The organism is Aeromonas veronii, assembly GCF_040215105.1.
Taxonomy (GTDB): domain Bacteria; phylum Pseudomonadota; class Gammaproteobacteria; order Enterobacterales; family Aeromonadaceae; genus Aeromonas; species Aeromonas veronii_G.
Genome location: NZ_CP157875.1, coordinates 155,001 through 180,311, shown reverse-complemented (window position 1 = coordinate 180,311; position 25,311 = coordinate 155,001). Strand labels below are relative to the sequence as shown.

16 protein-coding genes, 1 tRNA gene, 3 rRNA genes and 1 pseudogene (1 of these 21 cut by a window edge) are annotated in these 25,311 nt (G+C 61.9%); 7 read left to right on the top strand and 14 right to left on the bottom strand.

The genetic code is table 11. The features are described 5' to 3' along the window. Positions 1-59 precede the first annotated feature (59 nt). From ABNP46_RS00815 to ABNP46_RS00805, 3 genes are all read left to right on the top strand, one after another. The gene (locus ABNP46_RS00815) at positions 60-1,640 is read left to right on the top strand and encodes an ABC transporter ATP-binding protein (protein WP_349920578.1); all 1,581 of its coding nucleotides are present in this window, start codon (positions 60-62) and stop codon (positions 1,638-1,640) included. Positions 1,641-1,734: 94 nt separating this feature from the next. Then, on the top strand, positions 1,735-2,853 hold the full coding sequence (locus tag ABNP46_RS00810; protein ID WP_349920577.1) for an ABC transporter permease: 1,119 nt from the start codon (positions 1,735-1,737) through the stop codon (positions 2,851-2,853). Between the two features lie 2 nt (positions 2,854-2,855). Then, positions 2,856-3,821 carry an ABC transporter permease gene (locus ABNP46_RS00805; protein WP_349920576.1) on the top strand — a complete coding sequence of 322 codons (966 nt, stop codon included), beginning with the start codon at positions 2,856-2,858 and terminating at the stop codon, positions 3,819-3,821. 74 nt (positions 3,822-3,895) lie between these two features. Here the strand turns inward: ABNP46_RS00805 and ABNP46_RS00800 are convergent. Together ABNP46_RS00800 and ABNP46_RS00795 are read right to left on the bottom strand one after the other, a co-directional pair. After that, positions 3,896-5,073, bottom strand: a pseudogene (locus ABNP46_RS00800) (M28 family metallopeptidase). Positions 5,074-5,474: 401 nt separating this feature from the next. Further along, positions 5,475-6,380: a LysR substrate-binding domain-containing protein gene (locus tag ABNP46_RS00795; protein ID WP_349920575.1), complete on the bottom strand. Its 906-nt coding sequence runs from the start codon at positions 6,378-6,380 to the stop codon at positions 5,475-5,477. A gap of 118 nt (positions 6,381-6,498) precedes the next feature. Here ABNP46_RS00795 and ABNP46_RS00790 point away from each other — a divergent pair, with 118 nt between their 5' ends. The 3 genes from ABNP46_RS00790 to ABNP46_RS00780 all read left to right on the top strand — a co-directional run bounded on the left by ABNP46_RS00790 (position 6,499) and on the right by ABNP46_RS00780 (position 9,119). Next, entirely contained in the window at positions 6,499-7,626 is a 1,128-nt protein-coding gene (locus ABNP46_RS00790) for an S-(hydroxymethyl)glutathione dehydrogenase/class III alcohol dehydrogenase (RefSeq protein WP_349920574.1), read from the top strand. A gap of 44 nt (positions 7,627-7,670) precedes the next feature. Continuing rightward, entirely contained in the window at positions 7,671-8,513 is an 843-nt protein-coding gene (gene fghA, locus ABNP46_RS00785; protein ID WP_349920573.1) for an S-formylglutathione hydrolase, read from the top strand. A gap of 99 nt (positions 8,514-8,612) precedes the next feature. Continuing rightward, positions 8,613-9,119: a DinB family protein gene (locus ABNP46_RS00780; RefSeq protein ID WP_349920572.1), complete on the top strand. Its 507-nt coding sequence runs from the start codon at positions 8,613-8,615 to the stop codon at positions 9,117-9,119. A gap of 75 nt (positions 9,120-9,194) precedes the next feature. On the opposite strand, the gene ABNP46_RS00775 is transcribed toward ABNP46_RS00780, so the two are convergent. Continuing rightward, positions 9,195-9,917, bottom strand: coding sequence for a head GIN domain-containing protein (locus ABNP46_RS00775; protein ID WP_349920571.1), 723 nt, complete (start codon positions 9,915-9,917; stop codon positions 9,195-9,197). A gap of 326 nt (positions 9,918-10,243) precedes the next feature. On the opposite strand from ABNP46_RS00775, the gene ovoA reads away from it, so the two are divergent. Beyond that, entirely contained in the window at positions 10,244-12,394 is a 2,151-nt protein-coding gene (ovoA, locus tag ABNP46_RS00770) for a 5-histidylcysteine sulfoxide synthase (RefSeq protein ID WP_349920570.1), read from the top strand. Between the two features lie 88 nt (positions 12,395-12,482). On the opposite strand, the gene ABNP46_RS00765 is transcribed toward ovoA, so the two are convergent. The 11 genes from ABNP46_RS00765 to ABNP46_RS00715 all read right to left on the bottom strand — a co-directional run. Further along, positions 12,483-13,454 (bottom strand): bile acid:sodium symporter family protein, encoded by a 972-nt coding sequence (locus ABNP46_RS00765; protein ID WP_349920569.1) that lies wholly within the window; start codon positions 13,452-13,454, stop codon positions 12,483-12,485. A gap of 283 nt (positions 13,455-13,737) precedes the next feature. After that, positions 13,738-15,186 carry an amino acid permease gene (locus ABNP46_RS00760; protein ID WP_349920568.1) on the bottom strand — a complete coding sequence of 483 codons (1,449 nt, stop codon included), beginning with the start codon at positions 15,184-15,186 and terminating at the stop codon, positions 13,738-13,740. Between the two features lie 167 nt (positions 15,187-15,353). After that, positions 15,354-15,692, bottom strand: coding sequence for a tRNA-binding protein (locus tag ABNP46_RS00755; protein ID WP_349920567.1), 339 nt, complete (start codon positions 15,690-15,692; stop codon positions 15,354-15,356). Between the two features lie 79 nt (positions 15,693-15,771). Continuing rightward, complete coding sequence (locus ABNP46_RS00750; protein WP_349920566.1) at positions 15,772-17,217, bottom strand: amino acid permease; 1,446 nt, start codon at positions 17,215-17,217, stop codon at positions 15,772-15,774. 103 nt (positions 17,218-17,320) lie between these two features. Further along, the gene (locus tag ABNP46_RS00745) at positions 17,321-17,776 is read right to left on the bottom strand and encodes a beta-galactosidase subunit beta (RefSeq protein ID WP_349920565.1); all 456 of its coding nucleotides are present in this window, start codon (positions 17,774-17,776) and stop codon (positions 17,321-17,323) included. After that, positions 17,773-20,847, bottom strand: coding sequence for a beta-galactosidase subunit alpha (ebgA, locus tag ABNP46_RS00740; RefSeq protein ID WP_349920564.1), 3,075 nt, complete (start codon positions 20,845-20,847; stop codon positions 17,773-17,775). The genes ABNP46_RS00745 and ebgA overlap by 4 nt, the downstream gene beginning before the upstream one ends. Before the next feature lie 319 nt (positions 20,848-21,166). Beyond that, positions 21,167-22,132: a transcriptional regulator EbgR gene (gene ebgR, locus ABNP46_RS00735; RefSeq protein ID WP_349920563.1), complete on the bottom strand. Its 966-nt coding sequence runs from the start codon at positions 22,130-22,132 to the stop codon at positions 21,167-21,169. 151 nt (positions 22,133-22,283) lie between these two features. Beyond that, positions 22,284-22,398, bottom strand: a 5S ribosomal RNA gene (gene rrf, locus ABNP46_RS00730). 24 nt (positions 22,399-22,422) lie between these two features. Then, a tRNA-Thr gene (locus tag ABNP46_RS00725) sits at positions 22,423-22,498 on the bottom strand. A 47-nt stretch (positions 22,499-22,545) separates the two neighbouring features. Next, positions 22,546-22,660, bottom strand: a 5S ribosomal RNA gene (gene rrf, locus ABNP46_RS00720). 121 nt (positions 22,661-22,781) lie between these two features. Then, a 23S ribosomal RNA gene (locus ABNP46_RS00715) occupies positions 22,782-25,311 on the bottom strand; it runs 359 nt beyond the window's last position.

Genomic DNA, 25,311 nt, shown 5'->3' with positions numbered 1-25,311 from the left:
TGACCGGCCCGCACGGGCCGGTTTTTAGTCTCTACTTCATGACCCGCAAGGACTGCATCATGGACCAGACAGATCGCTATGCCATCGAATTAAGAGGTATCGATAAGCGCTTTGGCGAAGTTTACGCCAACAAGCAGATCGACCTTCAGGTTCGTAAAGGCAGCATTCACGGCATCGTCGGCGAAAATGGCGCCGGCAAGTCGACCCTGATGAGCATCATCTACGGTTTCTACCACGCCGATAAGGGCGAGATGCTGATCGACGGTAAACCCTTCAAACCCCATGGCTCACAAGACGCGATCACCGCGGGCGTGGGCATGGTGCACCAGCATTTTATGCTGGTTAACAATTTCACAGTGTTAGAAAACGTGATCCTCGGCGCGGAAAACGGCTGGCACCTGGGCAAGAGCCTGGCGGCGGCCGAGAAACTGCTCGGCGAGCTGGCCCGGGACTATGGTCTCGAGGTGCCGCTGCACGAGAAGGTCGAGGATCTGCCGGTGGGCCTGCAACAGCGGGTCGAGATCCTCAAGGCGCTCTATCGCGGCGCCCGCATCCTGATCCTGGACGAGCCGACCGGGGTACTGACCCCGCAAGAGGCGGATCACCTGTTCGAGGTGCTGAAAAAGCTGCGGGATCAGGGGGCGACCATCATCCTCATCACCCACAAGCTGCGGGAGATCCTGGCCATCACGGATCAGGTCTCCATCATGCGCCGGGGGGAGATGGTGGCCCACGTCGCCACCAAGGATACCGATAAAGAACAGCTCGCCGAGCTGATGGTGGGCCGCAAGGTGCGCCTCAAGGTCGACAAGGGCGCCGCCCAGCCGGGCGAGGCCAAGCTCAAGGTCGAGGGGCTCAGCTACTTCGATGACGCCAAGGTGGAGCGGGTCAAATCCGTCAGCTTCGAGGTACGCGCCGGGGAAGTGGTCGGCATCGCCGGCGTCTCCGGCAACGGCCAGTCCGAGCTGCTCAGCCTGCTCGGCGGCATCCTCAAGCCGAGCAAGGGCAGCTTCACCATCAAGGGCAGCAGCGCCGTGCATCAGGTGAACCATGACCAGCCCGCCAACCCCGAGATGGTGCGCAACTTCGGTCTCGGCCACATCCCGGAAGACAGGCACAAGATGGGGCTCATCAATCGCTTCGAGGCGAAAGAGGCCTTCATCCTCGGCTATCACAGGCGTGCCCAGTACAACAAAGGGATGCTGCAGGACAAGGCGGCGATCCTGAAGGACTGCCAGGAGAAGATGGACAAGTGGGACGTGCGCCCGCCCCATCCCGAGCACAAGACCGCTAACTTCTCCGGCGGCAACCAGCAGAAACTGGTGATCGCCCGGGAAGTGGAGCAGGACCCGGATGTGCTGCTGGTCGGCCAGCCGACCCGTGGGGTCGACATCGGCGCCATCGAGTACATCCACCAGCAGATCATCGCCATGCGCGACAAGGGCAAGGCGGTGTTGCTGGTCTCCGTGGAGCTGGACGAGATCATGAGTCTGTCTGACCGCATCCTGGTCATTGCCGATGGTCGCATCGTCGGTGAACTGGATGGCGCCAAGGCGGATGAGCGCACCATAGGGCTGATGATGGCGAATATCGTTCCCGACGAGGTGGCGGCAAGCCAACCCGAAGGAGCCACCTCATGAGACTCGTACCATCCTGCGAAACAATGGCCTTGATGATGGTCAACGCACCCGTTCCCGCCAAGATCCCCGACGCGATTGCCAAGGAGGCTCGCCCATGAGCCAAGCCCGTATCCCTGCCTGGATCTCCGTGGGCGTGCTGCCCGCGATCAATATCCTGCTGGCCTTCCTGGTGTCGGCCATTCTGTTCTATTACCTCGACATCAACCCGATCGATGCCGCCGAGATCATGTGGTACGGCGCCTTCGGCACCGGCGAGGGCATAGGTTTCACCCTCTACTACGCCACCGGTTTCATCTTCACCGGTCTGGCGGTGGCGGTGGCCTTCCACGCCGGCCTGTTCAACATCGGCGGTGAGGGGCAGGCCTACATCGGCGGCCTCGGCGTCGGCCTGGTCTGTCTGCTGCTCGGCGATGTGCTGCCGTTCGCCCTGCTGCTGCCGCTGGCCATCATCGCCGGCGGTCTGTTTGGCGCGGCCTGGGCCTTCATCCCGGCCTGGCTGCAAGCCAAGCGGGGCAGCCACATCGTCATCACCACCATCATGTTCAACTTCATCGCCGCCTCCCTGATGGCCTACCTGCTGGTCGATGTCTTCAAGCCGCCAGGATCCATGGCCACCGAGAGCAAGGTGTTCGCCGTGGCGAGCTGGCTGCCGAAGATGAGCGAGCTGGCGGCCGGTTTCGGCCTGGAGATGCCGAGCAGCCCGCTCAACATCAGCTTCTTCTGGGCGCTGATCTGCGCGCTGCTGGTGTGGGTCTTCATCTGGCATACCCGCTGGGGTTACGAGATCCGCTCGGTGGGTGCCAGCCAGAGCGCCTCCGCCTATGCGGGCATCTCCTATCCCAAGGTGGTGATCCTGGCCATGGTAATCTCCGGCATGCTGGCGGGCTTCTTCGCCCTCAACGTGCTGCAGGGTGAGCTGCACCAGATCAAGCTGAACTTCGTGGAAGGCTTCGGCTTCACCGGCATCGCGGTGGCCCTGATGGGGCGCAACCACCCGGTCGGCGTCATCATCGCCAGCCTGCTGTTCGGCTTCCTCTATCAAGGTGGCGCCGAGCTCAGCTTCGAGTTCGGGGTGGATCGCAACATCGTCGTGGTGCTGCAGGGTCTGGTGATCCTGTTCTGTGGCGCGCTGGAGCACATGCTGCGTCCGCGCATCGAGCAGTGCTATCTGGCCTTTGCCAACCGTTCAGCCGCGCAAGTCAAAGGAGCCTGATCATGTTCGAAACCCTGATCTTGATGCTGGATGCCACTATCCGCACCGCGCCGCCGCTGATCCTGGCGGCCATGGCCGGGATGTTCTGTGAGCGCTCCGGGGTGGTCAACATCGCCCTGGAAGGCAAGCTGCTGGCGGCGGCCTTCGCCAGTGCGGCGGCGGCGGCCGTCACCGGCTCGGCCTGGATTGGGCTGGGTGCCGGGGTAGGCGTCTCCATCCTGTTCGCCCTGCTGCATGGCTTTGCCACCATCACCCACCGGGGTGATCAGGTGGTGAGCGGCATGGCCATCAACATACTGGCCGCCGGCCTGACCGTCACCCTCGGCCGTTACTGGTTCGATCAGGGCGGCCAGACCCCGGCGCTGTCCGGTGCCGCCCGCTTCGCCCCCATCGACCTGCCCTATGCCAAGGAGCTGTATGACGTGCCGGTTATCGGCCAGCTCTACAGCGAGCTGCTGAGCGGTCACTCCCTGCTGGAGTACGTGGCCTTCGCCGCCGTGCCGCTCGCCTGGTGGGTGCTGTTCCGCACCCGCTTCGGGCTGCGTCTGCGCGCCGTGGGCGAGGCGCCGGCTGCGGTCGATACCGCGGGCATCTCCGTGGTACGCATGCGCTACACCGCCCTCATCATCGGCGGCCTGCTTGCCGGTATCGGTGGCACCTACCTCGCCGTGGCCCAGACCGCCCAGTTCATCCCGAACATGAGTGCGGGCAAGGGCTTCATGGCGCTGGCGGCGCTGGTGTTCGGCAAGTGGAAACCCTGGAGCGCCATGGCGGCCTGCCTGCTGTTCGGCTTCCTCGATGCGGTCGCCATCCGGCTGCAAGGGGTCAGCATCGGCGACTTCCCGATCCCGGTGCAGGCCATCGAGGCGCTGCCTTACATCCTGACGGTGTTCCTGCTGGCCGGTTTCATCGGCAAGGCGGTGGCCCCCAAGGCCCTCGGCACCCCCTACGTCAAGGAACGGGAATAATTTCCTGTCCGAGCAACCATGCAAAAGGCCCACGAGAGTGGGCCTTTTTTATGCGAGGTTCATCGCCCTCGGCCTCAGTGTATCTTGCCCATCTCGACGGCGAAGCTGGTCGCCAGCTGGGCAAACTTGAGGGCATGGGCGGCCGAGGGATCCGAGTTCTGCAAGGTGTCCTGGGCGGTGTGGATGTGGGGGTTGTAGTCGTTGAAGCGCGATTCGAACGGCATGGCGGCCGGGTAGCCCTGACTGTGCCAGGAGGCATGATCCGAGCAGCCGTAACCACAGCTGTCGTAGCCATAGCGGATCTGGGGCAGATAGGCGTCGAGCAGCTGGGCCAGATAGCCGGTCAGCCCCTTGTCGGTGTAGTCGGTCATGAAGACGATGTCTTCCGCCGATCCCTGGTAGTTGGTCATGTCCAGTTGCAACGCCGCCAGCACCTTGGTGTTGGCAACCTTGTAGCGGGTGGCTATGTCCTTGGAGCCGCGCAGCCCCACCTCTTCCGCCGCATAGCCGATGAACTGCAGAGTGCGTTCCGGCTGGCGACCCTGTTCGGCGATGACCCTCAGCACCTCGGTCAGGGTGGCGATGCCGGAGGCATCGTCGTCGGCGCCCGGCGCCAGAGTACGGCTGTTGGGGGCGGAACCCGCGGTGGAGTCGAGGTGGCCGCCGAGCACCACCACTTCGTCCGGGTAGCGACTGCCCTTGAGGGTCAGCACTACGGATTGCTGCGGGTAGCCGCTGTGCTTGACCCGGCTGACGCTGGCCCAAGGCAGGCCGCTACTCAGACTCTGCCACTGCGCAGCCACCCAGTCCGCCGACTGCACCCCTGTGGTGGAGGTGTAGTAGCGGTTGCGCCAACTGGCGAGCTGGCTGATGGTGCCGACTATGTTGCCCTGATCCAGATAGGGCAGCAGCCGATTGACGCTAGCCCCCTGGGTCAGTGGCGGGGCACTGAACAGGTTCTGGCTGATGGGCTGGGCCATGCTCTGCAGCGCATCGGCCAGGGTGCTGTGCACCACGTAGCCACCGCAGCGCTGATGACCTTCGTGCATCAGGTGGGAGAGGGTGCCGAGTTCGCTTGCCTCGAGGCAAGCTGGATGGGGGCGCCGCTGGCGCTGAACAAGGGAGCCAGCTTGGCCTTGACCTGTTTGAGTTCGACGCCGCTGTCGGCACCGACCGTGATCCAGACGGGGTCGGCGGCTTGTGCGGCGAAGGGCAACAGGGGGAGCAAGAGGGCGGTCAACAAGGGTTTCATATCGGGTCCTTCCAGATAGGGTTGCAGGCAACTGTGCCAAATGGGTGTCATAAGACGACTGGCCCAGTCTAGCCAAGGGTGGATTCGTGTGAATTTGTCCATCTGGTGCGGTCATCCCCCCGGACGGTGGGGGCCGCTGCAGGATCTGCTGTCTACTGTGCCGGTTCGAGGGGAGCGGGCGGAGCTTTGTGCTGGCGGGACGGTGCCACACAGCGAGCCTGCCGGAGAGGACGACGGCAGCCCAGGCTGGGGGGCTGACAAAGGGAGTCAAACTGTGCCATGTGCGGATAGCCTGGGGATGTTGAAGGGCTGGGGGTATCCATGGCATCGGCTGTAATGACCGACAACACGACTGGCCTTTCAACACGCAATTGGGACAGTGCCTTTTGATGGGGCTCGCGTCAGCCGATGGGCCGCACCAACGCGGGCTGATCGGGCGCCCCGAGCCGTTCGGCCAGATAGTCCACCAGCAGCCGCACCTTGGGGGAGAGGTGGCGGTTGTGGGGATAGAGGGCCCAGATCCCCTCCTCCGGCGCTCTCAGCTCCGGCAGCAGCTCGATAAGCTCGCCTTTGGCCAGATGGTCGCTCACGTAGTAATCCGGCAGCTGGATGATGCCGATCCCCTTCAATGCCGCATCCAGCAGGGCATGGCCGCTGTTGCACTGCAAGATGCCGCGCACCCGCACGCTGTGGGGACGACCGGCCAGATTGAAGTGCCACTCGTCACCATTGCCCACCAGACAGGTATGGCGGGAGAGCTCCGAGAGGCTGTTGGGCATGCCGTGGCGGGCGGTATAGGCGGGAGAGGCGCACACATAGGGCACCCGACTCGCCAGCCTGCGGGCCACCAGGGTCGAATCCTTGAGGTGACCGAGCCGGATGGCGAGATCGAACCCCTCGTGCACCAGATCCAGCAGCTGGTTGGTGAGGTTGAGGGTCACCTCCAGCTGGGGGAAGCGCACCATGAAGTCGTTCACCAAGGGGGCGATGCGGCTCTCGCCGTAGGAGACCGGGGCCGTGATGCGCAGCAGCCCTTGCGGCTCGGCCTGGTGCTGACCGAGGGCCAGCTCCGCTTCGTAGAGGTTGTCCAGCAGCTGGCGGCAGTGGCGATAGTAGATCTCGCCGAGCTCAGTGAGCCGCACCTGGCGGGTGGTACGCAGCAACAGCTTGGCCTGCAGCCGGTCTTCCAGCTGCGCTACCTGGCGGCTGACCTGAGCCACCGACACTCCCAGCTTGCGCGCCGCCGGGGTGAATCCCCCCTGCTCTGCCACGCTGACGAACTCACAGATCCCTTCCCAGCCGAACATTATTACCTATCTGTAAAAGTGATTTGATATTTCGCCTTATTATCACCAAATCGGCGGGAAACTACACTGGATCTCCGAACCCATTTCCGTTCAATCATTCAACAAGAGGATGTCATCCATGGCACAGGTTCAAAGCATCAAGTGTAAGGCCGCCATCGCCTGGGGCCCGGGCCAGCCCCTCTCCATCGAGGAGGTGGAGGTCATGCCACCCCAGGCTGGCGAGGTCCGTGTACGGATCGTCGCCACCGGTGTCTGCCACACCGATGCCTTCACCCTGTCCGGTGAAGATCCGGAAGGGGTCTTCCCCTGCATCCTGGGCCACGAGGGTGGCGGCATCGTCGAATCCATCGGCGAAGGGGTCACCAGCGTCAAGGTCGGCGATCACGTGATCCCCCTCTATACCCCGGAGTGCCGCGAGTGCAAGTTCTGCAAGTCCGGCAAGACCAACCTGTGCCAGAAGATCCGCGCCACCCAGGGCAAGGGGCTGATGCCGGACGGCACCACCCGCTTCTCCAAGGACGGTCAGCCCATCTATCACTACATGGGCACCTCCACCTTCAGCGAATACACGGTGCTGCCGGAGATCTCCATCGCCAAGGTCGACCCGGCCGCCCCGCTGGAAGAGGTCTGCCTGCTGGGTTGCGGCGTCACCACCGGCATCGGCGCCGTGATGAACACCGCCAAGGTGAAAGAGGGTGAGAGCGTCGCCATCTTCGGGCTCGGCGGCATCGGTCTCTCCGCCATCATTGGCGCACGCCTGGCCAAGGCCGGCCGCATCATCGCCATCGACATCAACGAGAGCAAGTTCGAACTGGCCCGCAAGCTCGGCGCCACCGACTGCATCAACCCGAACGATTTCGACAAGCCCATCCAGGAGGTGATCGTCGAGATGACCGACGGCGGCGTCGACTTCTCCTTCGAGTGCATCGGCAACGTCAAGGTGATGCGCGCGGCGCTCGAGTGCTGCCACAAGGGCTGGGGCGAGTCGGTCATCATCGGAGTGGCCGGCGCCGGTCAGGAGATCAGTACCCGTCCGTTCCAGCTGGTCACCGGCCGGGTCTGGCGCGGCAGCGCCTTCGGCGGGGTGCGCGGTCGCAGCGAGCTGCCGAGCTATGTGCAGCGCTACATGCAGGGCGAGTTCCGTCTCGATGACTTCATCACCCACACCATGGGCCTCGAGCAGATCAACGAGGCGTTCGAGCTGATGCACGAAGGCAAGAGCATCCGCAGCGTCATCCACTACTGATACCATGAGGGCCCCGCCCGCAGGCGGGGCCCGGGAGTTTGTCGATGAATCTGGACATCATCAGCAGCAACAAGAGCTTCGGTGGTTGGCACAAGCAGTATCGCCACGCTTCCACCGCGCTCGGGTGCGAGATGCGCTTCGCCATCTACCTGCCCCCCCAGGCCCTCACCGGCCAGAAAGTGCCCGTGCTCTACTGGCTATCCGGCCTCACCTGCACCGATGAAAACTTCATGCAAAAAGCCGGGGCCCAGCGCATCGCCGCCGAACTCGGCATCGCCCTGGTGGCGCCCGACACCAGCCCGCGCGGGGAAGGGGTGGCGGATGACCCCGGTTACGATCTCGGCATGGGGGCGGGGTTCTACGTCAACGCGACCCAGAGCCCCTGGCGGGATCACTACCAGATGTATGACTACGTCACCCGGGAGCTGCCCGAGCTCATCGAGACCCATTTCCCGGTTTCGACCCGGCGCGCCATCAGCGGTCACTCCATGGGGGGCCACGGGGCGCTGATCGCCGCCCTGCGCGAACCCGGGCGCTACCACTCCGTCTCCGCCTTCAGCCCCATCAGCCACCCGAGCCGCTGCCCCTGGGGTCAGAAGGCGCTGGGGGCCTACCTCGGCAATAACCCCCTGCTGTGGCAGGAGTGGGATGCCTGCCAGCTGTTGCGCCATCACGACAGCCCGCCCCTGCCGACCCTGGTGGACGTGGGGCTGGACGATCCCTTCCTCGCCGAGCAGCTCGGCATCGATACCCTGGCCGAGGTCGCCGCGGCCAAGTCCTGGCCGCTGGAGCTCAATCGCCACCCCGGTTACGATCACAGCTACTACTTCGTGGCGAGCTTCATCGAGGCGCACCTGCGCTTCCACGCGCGTCATCTCGGCGACTAACCCATGACCGCTCCGGCCCCATCTTGGTCGGAGCGGCACCTATCGCGGGATCGCCGCAACCGGTGGCGACCCGCCTCACCCAAGGAACGGGAGACAAGGATGCATCTCTTGACCAGCCTGCAGGCCATGCCGGATCGGTTCGAACAACTGCTGGCCCAGGTGCCTGCCGACTATCTGAACTGGGAGCCCGCCAACTGGGCCGGCATCCCCTCCGAGCGCTTCAGCGCCCAGGGTCACCTCTGCCACCTGCTGGACATAGAGGTGCTGGGGTATCAGGTCCGCTTTCAGCGCACGCTGTCGGAGAGCCTGCCGGAGCTCGCCTCCCTCGATGGCTACCAGCTGGCGCTGGACAACGACTATCGCCAGCAGGATCCCGCCACTCAACTGGCCCGTTTTCGCGCCGCCCGCAGCGAGACGATCGCCTGGCTCAGGGAACAGCCGACCTCCGTCTGGGCGCGGCGAGCCCGCTATGGCAACTATGGGGAGGTTACGCTGGACGGTCTCGTGCGCCTGCTGGTGAGCCACGACCACCAGCACCTGGCCGGCATGCAATGGCTGCTGATGCGGCTGAACGCGGATCTGCGTCTCGCCCTGCCCCTCGCCTGAGACAAAACCTCGCGACAACAGAAAACAAAACAGGCCCAGCAGGGCCTGTTTGTTGATCAGGAGCGAACCGGATACTCAGCTTCCGACCCGGGAGATGGCCCCGGATCCGGCGATCTCGCTCTCCAGCCTGGGGTTGCCGAGATAGCTCACCGAACCGGAGCCGGCAATCCCCACCTTCAGCCGCTCGCTGGCATTCACAGTCACGTCGCCGCTGCCCGCGATATTGACCTCGACCGCCTCTCCCTTGAACTCAGCCCCCGACACGCCGCCGGCACCGGCAAGGTTCAGCTCCACTTCCCTGGCCGAGCCGGTTCCCAGATCCAGGCTGCCCGCCCCGGCGATGTTGCCCTCCAGCCGGTTCAGGGTCAGCTGGCTGGCAACGATGTCCCCCAGCCCCGCCACCGACAGCACCAGCGCATCCCCCGAAAAACCGCTCAGATCGCCGCGCGCCAGACCCGCCAGCGCCAGCTCTTCCACCTTGGGCAGGGTGATGGTGATGTCGATGGGGTCGAACTGCTCAAACCGATAGCCATCCTTGACCTTCAGCTCCAGCTTGTCGTCTCGCTCGGTCAACGCCAGATAAGGCAGCAGATTCTCCTGTCCCCGGATCACTATGCTTCTCGCTTCCCCCATCACCAGGTGAATGTTGGCGGGCACCCCGGCCAGCACCCGGGTCACCGGCTCGCCCAGCGGGCGGTGCTGCTCGATGACGGGACCATCACCCTGCACCAGGGTCTCATCCAGCTTGCTGCAGCCACCGAGCCCAAGGGCCAGCATCACTCCCAGCATCCATTTCATGTCTCTCTCCTTGTTGATGGCCCGCTCGGCCTGTTTGTACTCATCCGGGAATCAAGATGGCAATCCGCATGCCATAAACTCAATCGCATGATTTTTATCGGTTTTACTGCTTTTATTGCCTCTGTCATCAGGTTGTAAGGCGACATTCTGACTATATAGTGGTGAAACTGACCATGCCCAAATGGGAATGCTTCTGCCCGGCGGGCGACCGCCATCACGACGAGCGTTGACAGTTTTTTGTTGTCGCGCCGGTCTGTTGAGCCAATAGTGATACTTCGTGCATCTGCTGCACCCGTCCGTCTTCACTGCCCACAAGGAGTCAGAGCGTGACCCAAGCCCATCATCCCTTCGCCGCACTCGGCGGACTGCCCGCCCCGACCCGCACTCCGCTGCTGGACGGCGAGGATCCCGAGCAGAAGCGCCGCGAGCTGCTCGCCTACTTCTGCCAGACCTTCGATCTCTACGACGCCCTGTTCGACTGCCTGGCGGACGAGCGCGCCTGGTTCAACAAGGCGATCTCCCTGCGCCATCCCCTCATCTTCTACTACGGCCACACCGCCGCCTTCTTCGTCAACAAGCTGCTGGCGGCCCGCCTCATCGAGGCGCGCCTCGATCCCCGCATCGAGGCCATGGTCGCCATCGGCGTGGACGAGATGAGCTGGGACGATCTGGACGAGACCCACTACGACTGGCCCGCTATCGCCGAGCTGCGCGACTACCGCAGCCGGGTGCGCACCCTGGTGGTGGACTTCATCGAGCGCATGCCGATCACCCTGCCCATCGACTGGCAGAGCCCGGCCTGGGTCATCCTGATGGGGATAGAGCACGAGCGCATCCACCTCGAGACCTCCAGCGTGCTGATCCGCCAGCTGCCTCTGGCGTGGGTGCGACCCCAGCGTCACTGGCCCGCCTGCGAGGTGCGCTGCTACCAGCCAGATGCCGTGCCCGCCAACGATCTGCTGCCGGTGGCGGGTGGCCGGGTGCGTCTTGGCAAGCAGGACGCCACCTACGGCTGGGACAACGAATACGGCGAGCGCCACATCGAGCTGGCCCCCTTCCAGGCGAGCCGCATGCTGGTGAGCAACGCCGAGTACCTGGCCTTCGTGCAGGCCGGCGGCTACCGGCAGCAAGCCTGGTGGGACGACGAGGGGTGGGGCTGGCGCCAGTTTGCCGGGGCGCGGATGCCGAGTTTCTGGGTCGGCAACCCAGAGGATCCCGATCAGTCGCAACTGCGGCTGATGACGGAGCAGGTCGACATGCCCTGGGACTGGCCCGCCGAGGTGAATCAGCTGGAGGCCGCCGCCTTCTGCCGCTGGAAGTCGGCGCAGACCGGGCTCTCCATCCAGTTGCCGAGCGAGGCCGAATGGCTGCTGCTGCGGGAACAGCTGGCAGGGGATCAACCGGACTGGATGGAGGCCCCCGGCAACATCAACCTGGCCCGCTTCGCCTCCCCCTGCCCGGTCAACGCCTGCCCCCAGGCCGGTTTCTTCGATCTGGTGGGCAACGTCTGGCAGTGGACCAGCACCGCCATCGACGGCTTCGAGGGCTTCAAGGTGCATCCCCTCTACGATGATTTCTCCACCCCCACCTTCGACGGCAAGCACAGCCTCATCAAGGGGGGCAGCTGGGCAAGCACCGGCAACGAGGCGCTCAAATCCTCCCGCTATGCCTTCCGTCGCCACTTCTTCCAGCATGCGGGCTTCCGCTATCTGGTCTCCCGTTATCAGGAACCCGTTACCGTGAATCCTTATGAAACCGACACGCTCGTCGCCCAGTATCTCGACTTCCAGTACGGTCCGACCCACTTCGGAGTTCCGAACTACGCCAAGACGCTCGCGGATCTTGCTGGCGAGCTGTGCGGCCATCACCAGCGGGCGCTGGATATCGGCTGCGCCACCGGCCGCGCCAGTTTCGAGCTGGCCCGCCACTTCCAGCACGTAGACGCCGTGGACTACTCGGCCCGCTTCATCGACGTAGCCCTGGCCCTGGCGGCTCAGGACAGCTTCCGCTACGCCATGCCGGTGGAGGGAGATCTGGTGGAGTATTGCGAGGCCAGGCTGTCGAGCCAGGATCTCGGCCCCGCGCAGGCGGCGCGTATCCACTTCAGCCAGGGGGATGCCTGCAACCTCAAGCCCAAGTACGCGGACTACGATCTGGTGCTCGCCTCCAACCTCATCGACCGGCTGCGCGAACCCGCCCGCTTCCTCCGCGACATCGCCCCGCGCCTGCGCAGCGGCGGCCTGCTGGTGCTCACCAGCCCCTACACCTGGCTGACGGACTACACCCCCAAGGCGAACTGGCTCGGCGGCATCCGCGAAAACGGCGAGGCGCTCTCCACCTATCAGGCACTGCAGCGGCTGCTGGCGGCGGAGTTCGAGGAGCATATGCCAGCGCGGGACGTCCCCTTCGTCATCCGCGAGACCGCCCGCAAGTACCAGCACACCCTGGCCCAGCTCACGGTCTGGCGCAAACGCTGAGGCGAATGCCACAAAGCAGAGAGGGAGGCTCAGGCCTCCCTCTCTTTTATCCGCGAGTCACGCTCCTCGCGCAGGGCCGTGCGGGCCCTCACCCCTCCTGGGTGGCAAGTCCGGCGTTTCGCTCACGGTAGCGGCGTGCCAGCACGGCGCACACCATCAGCTGGATCTGGTGGAAGATCATCAGCGGCAGCACCATGACCCCGACGCTGGCGGCGGGGAACATGACGTTCGCCATGGGTACGCCGTTGGCGAGGCTCTTCTTGGAGCCGCAGAAGACGATGGTGATCTCGTCCGCCTTGTCGAAGCCGAGTCGGCGGCTGATCCAGACGTTCCAGCCCAGCACCAGCGCCAGCAGCACGCAGCTCAGCACCACTATGCTGGCCAGGTCATACCAACCCACCTGGTGCCAGATCCCCTGCACCACCGCCTCGCTGAAGGCCACATAGACCACCAGCAGGATGGAGCTCTGATCCAGCTTGCCGATGAGGGGGCGATGGGCGTCGACCCAGCGGCCGATCAGCGGCCGGGAGAGATGCCCCACCACGAAGGGCAGCATCAACTGCACCAGGATGGACTGGATGGAGTGCCAGGTATCGATGCCCTCCCCCTGTACCTGGATCATCATGCCCACCAGCACCGGGGAGAGGAAGATGCCGAGAATACTGGAGGCCGAGGCGCTGCACACCGCCGCCGACACATTGCCGCCGGCCAGCGAGGTGAAGGCGATGGCCGACTGCACGGTGGCGGGCAGGGCGCAGAGATAAAGGAAGCCGAGGTAGATGGCCGGGCTCAGCCACTGGGGCACGAAGGGGGTGAGCAAGAGCCCGAGCAGCGGGAACAGCACGAAGGTGCTGAGCATCACCACCAGGTGCAGCCGCCAGTGGCCGAGCCCCGCCAGCAGATTCTGGCGCGACAGCTTGGCGCCGTGCATGAAGAACAGCAGGGCCACCGCCAGCTTGGTGAGCCAGCCGAACCAGACGGCGACCTCTCCCTCACAGGGGAAGAGGGAAGCCAGGGCCACCACCAGCAACAAGACACAGGTAAAAGGATCCAGACGCACGGAGAGTCTCCATCGAAGGCGCATCCCGCCTGGCCGAGGGTTCGGACACGGGACGACAGGAAAGACAACAGGAGCTGTTTGACAGCTCCCGTTGCAACGAGGCTCCAGCTTACCCCGAGAATCCGATGGTGCAAAGTTGAGCGATGCGCCCACGTGTTTAATAAAATTAAACGCTTTCACATCATCAGCATGTGAAATTGAACAACCAGCACGTCCAGCGGGGTGAAAAAGCATAAAAAACGGGTGGCCCGGGCCACCCGTTTTACAACGTGCCGCGATGTCGTCAGCTCTGTTTGGCCAGCGTGCTCCCCTTGCCCGGCTGCTTGCCGCCCGCGGCCAGTTTGGCGGCCTGGCGCTTCTCGAAGCGGGAGATCCACCAGTAGGCGATGGCCGAGAACACCGCCGTCATGAAGACGTTGATGAAGAAGGCGCGCACCAGATCCACCCCGGCCGGGAAGGCGGAGGCGCTCATGCTGACCACGAAGATGAGGATCAGCACCGACACCACGGCCATGCCGAAGGAGCGCGAGCCCATGCGAAAGTCCCGCGGGGTGTCGTCGTGTTTCCAGCGGAACACGAAGTAGGCCACCATGATGAAGATCGGCGGCAGCATGGCGGTACCGGCGGTGAGGTTGATGGCGGTGTTCATCATCTGCTGCACCGACTCCGAGCCAAAACCGTTCACCACCAGCATCACGAACACGAAGACGAACTGCCACCAGGCGGCGCGCACCGGCACCCCGTGCTCGTTGAGCTCTGTGGTCTTCTCGCCATAGACCCCCTTGGGGATCTCGGAGAAGTGGATCTTCACCGGCGCTGCCGTCCACATCATCATGGAGCCGAACATGGCAATGAACAGCACCACGCCGACGAAGCGGCCCACCAGCGCCTCGGACACCTGGAAGTACTGGGCCATGCCGGTGAAGATCTCCACCATGCCGCCGGCGTAGGTGAGGCTCTCGCGGGGCACGAACACGTTCACCAGCAGGGAACCGAGCGCATACATGGCGCCGATGACGATACCGGCGGTGATGATCACCCGGATGAAGGACTTCTGACCGCCCTTGACGTCATTGAGGTAAGCCGCCGCCGTCTCGGCGCCCCCCGCCGCCTGGAAGATCCAGCACATGATGCCGAGCGTCGCCCAGTTGATGGTCGGCGTCATGGCTTCCAAGGTGATGGGCTGGGCCGGCACATGGTCGCCGCCGAGGGCCATCAGGGCCCCCAGCACATAGATAGCGAACAGGGCGAACACTCCGTAGGCCACCAGCTCCGCGATCTTGCCGAGCCAGCTTGCCCCCTTGGTGGAGATGTGGGTCGCTGCCGCGAACAGCACGATGGAGATGAGGGAGGTCACCATGGGGGAGAAGCTGTATTCGTACCCCAGCATGGCGTAGGAGGCGTAGGCGATGACGTTCGGCAGCAGGGAGACGAACCAGAACAGGTTCACGAACCAGTAGAGGAAGGAGCCGAGGTAGGCCATGCGGGTGCCGAGGGGCTTTTTAAGCCAGTCATACATGCCCGATTCCGACTGCCTGTTGGCGGAGACGAACTCGGAAATGATGAACACGAAGGGGATGAAGTAAACGAGGGTCGCCAGCAGGAAGATGGGGGCCGAGCTCAGCCCCAGCTCGATGTTGTTGTTGACGATATTGCGCACGTTGAACACGGCGGCAAAGGTCATCGACAGCAGGGCAAACTTGCCTATGGTGCCGCGTATTGAATCCGACATATTGTCCTCCAGTGGACTCGCGCTCCCTGCGGGTAACGCTGTGACTCTGTGATGTGTTCGGCAAGGGTCTGTCGGCCCCGCACTCTGCTCTCTTGTTATGATCGGGCCGCCTGGGCGGCCTCGTTGGTGAACCGGTGCAGCCGCGCCGCACCGGCTCACAATACCTTTCAGACGATGGGCGTGCCCGGCGCCATGGGCACCCGGGGTTGCAGCAGCACGCTCTGACTCTCGTCCGGCGTCTCGGCGCACAGCAACATGCACTCGGAGCGCTCGCCGCGCATCCTGGTGGGTTTGAGGTTGGTGAGCACCACCACCTGACTGCCCAACAGTTCCGCCTCGCTGTAGTGAGGCACCAGACTGGTGACCGTCTGCAGCGGCCGCTCGCCTCCCACGTCGATCTGGACGATGTAGAGCTTGTCGGCGCCAGGGTGGCGCACCACCTCCAGCACCTTGCCCACCTTCATCTCGACCCGTTTGAATTCGGCAAACTCGATCACCTCGCGCATTCCATTCTCCTCGCTCTCTGTTGTGCAACCGGTCACGGGTGGCCGCAGCCACCCGGTTTTATTCGGGGTAAAAAGGGACTCATGACGCCTGGACGGGAACCTGGGCGGCAGGCTGCGCCTCTATGGCGCGGGCCTCGGTACTGAGGGAGGCTTCGTATCGGTTGTATTTCCACCAGGCGAAGCCGAGGAAGATGACGATCCCGCTCACGTTGTAGAAGACGATGGTCATGATGTCGGCACCGGTCGGGAAGGTGGAGGCCAGGAAGCCCACCGAGAAGATGGCGATCAGTACCGAGACCACGGCGATGCCGGTGGTGCGCGAACCCATCCTGAACTCCCGTGGCAGGTGGTCGAGCTTCAGGCGCAGGTTCAGGTAGGCCAGCATGATGAACAGCGGGGGCAGCATGGAGGCGGCCGCCGTCATGTTGATCACGGTGTTCATCAGATCCTGGGCGGTGTTGGAGCCGAGCGTCGGGATCACCATCAGGGGCAGCACGATCAGGTACTGGATCCAGGCCGCCCGGGCGGGCACGCCGTGCTCGTTCAGCTCCACCGTCTTCTTGCCGAAGATGCCCGCCGGGATCTCGGAGAAGAAGATCTTCACCGGGGTGGCGGTCCACATCAGCAGGGAGCCGAACATGGCGGTGAAGGAGACCAGCCCCACGAAGCGGTTCATCAGGATCTCCGGCAGGCCGAAATGGGCCGCCAGCCCTTCGAACACCTGCACCGAGCCGCCGGTGAATTTCAGGGTGTCGCTGGGGGCAAACACGTTGATCAGCAGGGAGGCGACGGAGTAGAGCACGCCGATGAAGAGGCCGGCGACGATGATCACCTTGACGAAAGACTTGGATCCGCCCTTGACGTCATTGACGTAGACGGCGACGGATTCCGCGCCGCCGGCCGCCATAAAGATCCAGGTGGTGATCCCGAGGAAGGCCCAGCTGAAATCGGGGATCATGGCCTCCACCGTGATGGGATCCGCCGGCTGCACGCCACCCACCAGGGCCGCGCCCGCCAGCAGTATGTAGGAGAGGGTCAGCAGCAGCATCAGGGACGAGGTCACCGAGGTGATGGGGCCCAGCATCTTGGCGCCGTTGGTGGAGACATAGGTCGCGAAGGCGAACAGCACCATGCTCAAGGCCGTGGTGGCCAGCGGGGTGAGTATGTATTCGTAGCCGAGGAAGGCATAGGAGGCGTAGGCGATGACCCGCGGCAACAAGGAGGTGAAGAAGAACAGGTTCACGAACCAGTAGGTGTAGGCGGAGATGAAGGCCCAGCGCCCGCCGAGGGAACTCTTGACCCAGGCGTAGACCCCCGCCTCGGAGTTCTTATTCAGAGACACAAATTCCGCGATGATGAGGCAGAACGGGATGAAGTAAAAAATAGTGGCCAGGAAGAACATGGGGGCCGAGGCCAGGCCAATCTCGATATTGTTGTTGATGACGTTGTTGAAGCTGAATACGGCGGCAAAGGTGAGCGACAGCAATCCAAACTTGCCTATCGTGTTGCGTTTGGTATCAGACATTTCCATCTCCAGACCTGTATTTATTGTCGGCGCAAGGGCGGGGCATTGGCTGTAGGGTGAGCCCCACCCTTGCGGCTGTTGTCAGTACGAAAGCGGCGGCGGATTATTTGTTTTTGAAGTAGCCGCCTTCCACCGTGACCTTGATGATGAGCTTGCGCACCTCGCCATCCCCGACGAAACGGTAGGCCTCGTGGTTCTCGAAGATCACCAGCTGACCATTGCCGACCTGCTGGCGCCCTCGCACCTCGCCGGCCAGCCACTCGCGGTCCGTGGTGTCGTCGTAGGCCTGCTCGGTTTGCAGCTCCCGTTTCTCGGCCCACTCCACCGTCTCTTCCCCTTCCAGGTAGTAGTGGATGTCGAAGTAGCGGCGCTGCCCCTCGAACAATGAGGTGGCCGGGCTGGCCCCCTCCTGCAAGCGGTAGGTGAGGGAGTCACCGATGGAGTGGCAGATGCCGGGCTTGAGGTTCGGCAAATTGTCGATGGCCTCCACGCAGCGCCCCCACTTCTTGCCCTCCCGGTAGATGTTCTTGAACAGGGTCAGGTTATCCAGGGTGATCATGCGAGGTTCCTCCCGCCGTTGATGGTGAGGTCGAGCCCGGCCAATGCCGCCGGATTGAGGTTGCCACGGGCGATGGGCAGCAGGGTCAGGCCGAAGCGGAACGGTTCGAAACGCACCCGCCAGGAGTCCAGCACCTCGGAGCCCCAGGAGTTGGAACCCAGTCCCAGCACCTGGTGATCCAAATTCAGGGTGAGGTAACCGCAGGGCTCCAGCTCGTTGATGTGCTGAGCAGCGTGGATCTGCTCCCAGCTATGGGGCCAGACGCTCAGGTTGATGGGGGCATCCGGGCGCACGTAGAGCCCTTCGCCGTGACGGTTGGTCAGGGTCGCCCAGCGCACCTGCTGACGGTTGCCGTTGTCCTGCGGGAAGGGGTAGTGCTCCCACATCTCGGTGACCGTGCTCTGGAAGCGGTCGATCCAGTTGCTCTGGCGGCTGTCCTGATAGTTCTCCCCCGGACCCATGCCGAAGTAGTGCACCCGATCCAGATCCTGGCGGATACCCAGCTCGAAACCGACCTTGGGGATGATGTCGTCATAGCCGCCATAGGGCTGGCCGCACAGCTGGACGTGTAACTGGCCGTTCGGGCTCAGGGTGTAGACGTAGCAGCAGCGCATGCCGAAATCGAACACCGGCGGCGCAATCAGGCTCTCCACCGTGACCTCGACCGCCTCCCCCAGCTGACGCCAGCTCAGAGTGCGGAAGTGCTCCTGCATGATCTGCAGGTGGTTCGGGTGCCAGAGGCTCTCGTACTCCTGCTTGTGGTTGTCGATCATCGGCTTGAAGAAGTTGAGGCGCGGTGAACGTTCGATCAGCTCCTTGCCATCCTGCTGCCAGCTCACCAGCTTGCCGTCCAGACGCGAGAAGCGCAGGGCGAAGCCGTTGCCGGTCAGGGTCAACGCGAGCCGCTCGTCGGCAATCTGCAGCGCAGTGGCGTTGGGGCTGGCGAAGGGGCGCAACTGACGGGTCGATGCCTTGAGCTGGAACTGATACTGGCCGAGCTCGTGAGCCGCCGGGCTATAGGGGGTGGCGCTGGCCTTGATGACCCGGATCTGGACGAAGGCTTCCCGCTCATCGAGTGCAGGCAGTTCGAGCTGCAGCGGGCTGATGGCGCCGGGGACAATGCCCGCCAGCCGGATCTGCTGGCTGGCAAGCAGCTCCCCTTCCGCCTTCACCTCGGCCAGCAGACGGATGTCATCCAGGGTCGAGAACCAATAACGGTTCTCCACGTCCAGCTTACCGCTGGCCGCGTCGAGGGCACGGATCTTGACCGGACAGATCACCTGCTTGTATTCACGCAGGCCCGGCCCCGGAGTCTGATCCGGGTAGATGAGGCCATCCATGCAGAAGTTGTAGTTGTTGGGGTAGTCGCCGTAGTCGCCACCGTACTTGTAGACCGGGCGGCCCTGCTCGTCGTGCGCCAGGATGCCGTGATCGCACCACTCCCAGATGTAGTGACCCTGGATATGGGGATGACGGTCGAACACCTGCTGGTATTCGTGCAGGCCGCCGGGGCCATTGCCCATGGCGTGGGCGTATTCGCAGAGGATGCGCGGCTTGTCCATGGGGAACTCGCCGAAGCAGTTCATCTGGGAGACCCGGGAATACATGGTGCTCACCACGTCCACCACCTCGGCGTTGCGATCCTCTTCGTAGTGTACCAGCCGGGTCGGATCGATCTGCTTGCAGCGCCGGTACATGGCCCTGATGTTGCAACCGTAGCCGGACTCGTTGCCCAGCGACCAGATGATGATGGAGGGGTGGTTCTTCTGGGCGTGGACGTGGCGCTCGATGCGATCGACGAACACCGGCTCCCAGCTGGGATCGTCCGTGATGCGGCTGAGATCGCCGACGTTGGCAAAGCCGTGGGTCTCCACGTCCGTCTCCGCCATCACGAACAGGCCGTACTGGTCGCACAGCTCGTAGAAGCGCGGGTCATTCGGATAGTGGGCGGTACGCACCGAGTTGAGATTGTGCTGCTTCATCAGCACGATATCCCGCTCCACCCGATCCATGCCGACGGCGCGGCCCTTCAAGTGGTCGTTGTCGTGACGGTTCACCCCGTGCAGCTTGAGATACTGGCCATTGACGTAGAAGAGACCGTCTTTGACCTTGATTTCGCGCACCCCGACCCGCTGCGGGATCACCTCCAGCAACTCGCCACTGTCGTCATAGAGAGAGAGTTGCAGCTGATAGAGATAGGGGTCTTCGGCATTCCACAGATGAGGGGACGCCATGTCCAGGCTGAAGCCACAGGTCAGCTCGCCGTCGATGGCAAGATTATCGAGAGAGCCGCTGGCTACCTCACTACCCTGATCCAGCAGGGACCAACTCAGCCGATGAGCCCGGGCAAGCTGCCCCAGGTTCTCCAGCTGGATATCGCAACTCAGGGTGGCGCTCTGGTTGTCGTCGGCCAGGGTGGTCTGAATGAAGAAGTCCTGCACATGGACGGGCGCCTTGCCCACCAGATAGACGTCTCGGAAGATCCCCGCCATCCACCACATGTCCTGATCTTCGATATAGGTGGAATCCGCCCACTGCATCACCCGCACCGACAGCAGGTTCTCGCCGATCTGGGCATAGGCGCTGATGTCGAACTCGGCGGTGAGGCGGCTGCCCTTGCTGAAGCCCACATAGTGGCCGTTCACATAGACCTCGAAGTAGGTCTCCACCCCGTCGAACTTGATGATCACCTGCTCCCCGTCCCATACCGGGCTCAGCGTGAAGTTGCGCTGATAGGCACCGGTCGGATTGTTGCTCGGCACGAATGGCACGTCGATGGGGAAGGGGAAACCTTCGTCCGTGTATTGCAGCTTGCCGTGACCTTCCATCTGCCACATGTTCGGCACGGCTATCTGACCCCAGTCACTCATGGGGCTGTGATAGAAGGCCTCAGGCACCGCCAGGGGATGCTCGAAGTAGTGGAACTGCCACTGCCCGCTGAGGGAGAGGAAGCGACGGCTCAGCTCCCGCTGCATGGACGAGGCAGCATGGGCATCCGCATAAGAGAAGAAATAGGCACGGGGTGCCAGCCGGTTTTCACCGACGAGTTGAACGTTTTCCCAGTTATTCACATGTCCTCCCGGAACAAGACATCCTAGACTGGGTAAACCATAGATAAATATTTACTAAATATCAGCTCTGCATTGGTAAAGTTTTAACCGGATCACAGCTCATCGCCTAAACTGTGAGCGTGATCAGAACTACAAGATAAAAGAGGGCATGTGCTGACTGAATGGCATAAATGTTGAAAATCAGAAGCTACAGATAACAAAATCTTTTAATAACAGTATGTTATTTTCAATCATGGAGGAAGGGAGATACACAGCGGGAGAAGGAAGCAACCATGCCCTGTGAGAGGGCATGGTTAAAAAAAATATTCTTTTACTAAATCTAGCGTGTCGTACCACGCAATGTCAGTCGGCTGGGCACCAGTACTCGCAGGGGCACGTCTCGCTCGTCCCGCAGCCGCTCAACCAGGAGATTGACCCCCTGGGAACCCATCAACTCGGAGTGGATGCGCACGGTGGAGAGCGGCGGGAAGGTGAACTTGGCGGTCGGGATGTCGTTCACGCTGATGAGCTCGAGCTGCTGGGGGATCGCCAGCCCTTTCTCGTGAATGGCCCTCAGCACGCCGATGGCGATGGAGTCGGAGGCAACGAAGAGCGCGGCCGGCCAGTCACCGGCCAGCATCTCCTTCGCCAGTCGATAGCCGGAGGCGCTGGAGAAGTCCCCGCGATAGAGATCTCCCTGCTGCACGACCCCCAGCCGCTGGCCATAATCGAGGAAGGCGAGCTCCCGCAGATCCGGCAGCTCGTCCTGGCCGCCAATGTAACCGATGCGGTTGTGGCCACGGGCGATGAAGAAGTCCACCACCTGCTGGCTGATGAGCGCGAGATCCACATCCACCGAGTCATACTCCCCCTCGGAGCGGCAATCGATGAACACCAGCTGGGCGGAGAGAGAGTAGAGCGCAGCCAGGCGCTCACCAGGCAGATGACCGATAACCAGGATGCCGTCGACACTCGTCAGATCCCGCCCCTCGGCCCCGTTGTAGAAGTGTGTCAACTCGATGTTCAGGCGGGCGCACTGGGTCTCTATGCCATAGCGGATGGCGAGATAATAGGGGTCGTTGACCTCGGTGCTCTGGGGATAGGCGTAGACCGCCAGGAAATGCAGCCTGTGCTTGTGCAGCCCCTTGCGGGCACTGCTGGTCTTGTACTCCAGCCGTTCGGCGATCTCGAAGATCTTCTGCTTGGTCTCTTCCTTGACGCTCAGCGTCGGATCCTCATTGAGCACCCGCGACACCGTCGCCTGAGAGACCCCCGCCTCCTGTGCAATTTCCTTCAACGTGGCCATTCATACTCCTCTGGCGATGACACCCGGCCCATGCCCCCAGAGTAACGGGCAAGTCGCTGACAGCCCAGCATTTTTACTAAAAGAAACAGTGACGGTGGCGAAATTCCAAAGCAAAAAGGCCTCCCGGATGGGAGGCCTCTTCTGAATGGGTGCCTGACAGTGTCCTACTCTCGCATGGCGAATGCCACACTACCATCGGCGCTACCGCGTTTCACTTCTGAGTTCGGCATGGGATCAGGTGGTTCCACGGCGCTATTGCCGTCAGGCAAAAGCTGTTACTGCTTTGAAAATGGTGCTGATACCCAGAATCGAACTGGGGACCTCATCCTTACCAAGGATGCGCTCTACCGACTGAGCCATATCAGCACACTAACCGGTAAAGACCACGCTCATCGCGCAATCTTGAAATGGGTGCCTGGCAGTGTCCTACTCTCGCATGGCGAATGCCACACTACCATCGGCGCTACCGCGTTTCACTTCTGAGTTCGGCATGGGATCAGGTGGTTCCACGGCGCTATGGCCGCCAGGCAAATTCTTAATCTAGAAAGCTGACGTGAATAACGACTTAGCTACTGTGCTCTGTCGCTATCACTGAATTTGAGTAGTTCATGCACTTGCTACAAGGCCCAGAACACTTCTTGGGTGTTGTATGGTTAAGCCTCACGGGTAATTAGTATGGGTTAGCTCAACACGTCACCGCGCTTACACACCCCACCTATCAACGTTGTGGTCTCCAACGGCCCTTTAGGACCCTCAAGGGGTCAGGGATGACTCATCTCAGGGCTCGCTTCCCGCTTAGATGCTTTCAGCGGTTATCGATTCCGAACTTAGCTACCGGGCAGTGCCACTGGCGTGACAACCCGAACACCAGAGGTTCGTTCACTCCGGTCCTCTCGTACTAGGAGCAACTCCCTTCAATCATCCAACGCCCACGGCAGATAGGGACCGAACTGTCTCACGACGTTCTGAACCCAGCTCGCGTACCACTTTAAATGGCGAACAGCCATACCCTTGGGACCGACTTCAGCCCCAGGATGTGATGAGCCGACATCGAGGTGCCAAACACCGCCGTCGATATGAACTCTTGGGCGGTATCAGCCTGTTATCCCCGGAGTACCTTTTATCCGTTGAGCGATGGCCCTTCCATTCAGAACCACCGGATCACTATGACCTACTTTCGTACCTGCTCGACCTGTCCGTCTCGCAGTTAAGCTGGCTTATGCCATTGCACTAACCTCCTGATGTCCGACCAGGATTAGCCAACCTTCGTGCTCCTCCGTTACTCTTTGGGAGGAGACCGCCCCAGTCAAACTACCCACCAGGCACTGTCCGCGAGCCCGATTCAGGGCCCTGCGTTAGAACATCAAACATACAAGGGTGGTATTTCAAGGACGGCTCCACGACAACTGGCGTCATCGCTTCAAAGCCTCCCACCTATCCTACACATGTAGGTTCAATGTTCAGTGCCAAGCTGTAGTAAAGGTTCACGGGGTCTTTCCGTCTAGCCGCGGGTACACCGCATCTTCACGGCGAATTCGATTTCACTGAGTCTCGGGTGGAGACAGCATGGCCATGGTTACACCATTCGTGCAGGTCGGAACTTACCCGACAAGGAATTTCGCTACCTTAGGACCGTTATAGTTACGGCCGCCGTTTACCGGGGCTTCGATCAAGAGCTTCGCTTGCGCTAACCCCATCAATTAACCTTCCGGCACCGGGCAGGTGTCACACCCTATACGTCCACTTTCGTGTTTGCAGAGTGCTGTGTTTTTGATAAACAGTCCCAGCCATCTGGTCACTGCGACTCCCGACAGCTCCATCCGCAAGGGACTTCACCATCAAGAGCGAACCTTCTCCCGAAGTTACGGTTCTATTTTGCCTAGTTCCTTCACCCGAGTTCTCTCAAGCGCCTTGGTATTCTCTACCCGACCACCTGTGTCGGTTTGGGGTACGATGACTTGTAATCTGAAGCTTAGAGGCTTTTCCTGGAAGCAGGGCATCAATGGCTTCCGCACCGTAGTGCGTTCGTCTCGTGTCTCAGTGTTGTGTCTCCGGATTTGCCTAGAAACACCACCTACGCACTTTCACCAGGACAACCGTCGCCTGGCCCACCTAGCCTTCTCCGTCCCCCCATCGCAATTACAAGTCGTGCAGGAATATTAACCTGCTTCCCATCGATTACGCCTTTCGGCCTCACCTTAGGGGTCGACTCACCCTGCCCCGATTAACGTTGGACAGGAACCCTTGGTCTTCCGGCGAGGAGGCTTTTCACCCCCTTTATCGTTACTTACGTCAGCATTCGCACTTCTGATATCTCCAGCATACCTCTCGATACACCTTCGCAGACTTACAGAACGCTCCCCTACCACTCACGCTTAGCGTGAATCCGCGGCTTCGGTGCCTGGTTTGAGCCCCGTTACATCTTCCGCGCAGGCCGACTCGACTAGTGAGCTATTACGCTTTCTTTAAATGATGGCTGCTTCTAAGCCAACATCCTAGCTGTCTGAGCCTTCCCACATCGTTTCCCACTTAACCAGAACTTTGGGACCTTAGCCGGCGGTCTGGGTTGTTTCCCTCTTCACGACGGACGTTAGCACCCGCCGTGTGTCTCCCGGATATTACTTACTGGTATTCGGAGTTTGCATGGGGTTGGTAAGTCGGGATGACCCCCTAGCCCAAACAGTGCTCTACCCCCAGTAGTATTCGTCCGAGGCGCTACCTAAATAGCTTTCGGGGAGAACCAGCTATCTCCGAGTTTGATTGGCCTTTCACCCCCAGCCACAGGTCATCCCCTAACTTTGCAACGTTAGTGGGTTCGGTCCTCCAGTTGATGTTACTCAACCTTCAACCTGCCCATGGCTAGATCACCCGGTTTCGGGTCTACACCTTGCAACTAGACGCCCAGTTAAGACTCGGTTTCCCTACGGCTCCCCTATACGGTTAACCTCGCTACAAAATGTAAGTCGCTGACCCATTATACAAAAGGTACGCAGTCACCCCGAAGGGCTCCCACTGCTTGTACGTACACGGTTTCAGGTTCTATTTCACTCCCCTCACAGGGGTTCTTTTCGCCTTTCCCTCACGGTACTGGTTCACTATCGGTCAGTCAGGAGTATTTAGCCTTGGAGGATGGTCCCCCCATGTTCAGACAGGATGTCACGTGTCCCGCCCTACTCGAT

Excerpts from the sequence above, each read along its gene's own strand:
- ABNP46_RS00815 (WP_349920578.1), top strand. The coding sequence starts at position 60 with ATGGACCAGACAGATCGCTATGCCATCGAATTAAGAGGTATCGATAAG.
- ABNP46_RS00810 (WP_349920577.1), top strand. The coding sequence starts at position 1,735 with ATGAGCCAAGCCCGTATCCCTGCCTGGATCTCCGTGGGCGTGCTGCCC.
- ABNP46_RS00805 (WP_349920576.1), top strand. The coding sequence starts at position 2,856 with ATGTTCGAAACCCTGATCTTGATGCTGGATGCCACTATCCGCACCGCG.
- ABNP46_RS00795 (WP_349920575.1), bottom strand. The coding sequence starts at position 6,380 with ATGTTCGGCTGGGAAGGGATCTGTGAGTTCGTCAGCGTGGCAGAGCAG.
- ABNP46_RS00790 (WP_349920574.1), top strand. The coding sequence starts at position 6,499 with ATGGCACAGGTTCAAAGCATCAAGTGTAAGGCCGCCATCGCCTGGGGC.
- fghA (WP_349920573.1), top strand. The coding sequence starts at position 7,671 with ATGAATCTGGACATCATCAGCAGCAACAAGAGCTTCGGTGGTTGGCAC.
- ABNP46_RS00780 (WP_349920572.1), top strand. The coding sequence starts at position 8,613 with ATGCATCTCTTGACCAGCCTGCAGGCCATGCCGGATCGGTTCGAACAA.
- ABNP46_RS00775 (WP_349920571.1), bottom strand. The coding sequence starts at position 9,917 with ATGAAATGGATGCTGGGAGTGATGCTGGCCCTTGGGCTCGGTGGCTGC.
- ABNP46_RS00760 (WP_349920568.1), bottom strand. The coding sequence starts at position 15,186 with ATGTCGGATTCAATACGCGGCACCATAGGCAAGTTTGCCCTGCTGTCG.
- ABNP46_RS00755 (WP_349920567.1), bottom strand. The coding sequence starts at position 15,692 with ATGCGCGAGGTGATCGAGTTTGCCGAATTCAAACGGGTCGAGATGAAG.
- ABNP46_RS00750 (WP_349920566.1), bottom strand. The coding sequence starts at position 17,217 with ATGTCTGATACCAAACGCAACACGATAGGCAAGTTTGGATTGCTGTCG.
- ABNP46_RS00745 (WP_349920565.1), bottom strand. The coding sequence starts at position 17,776 with ATGATCACCCTGGATAACCTGACCCTGTTCAAGAACATCTACCGGGAG.
- ebgR (WP_349920563.1), bottom strand. The coding sequence starts at position 22,132 with ATGGCCACGTTGAAGGAAATTGCACAGGAGGCGGGGGTCTCTCAGGCG.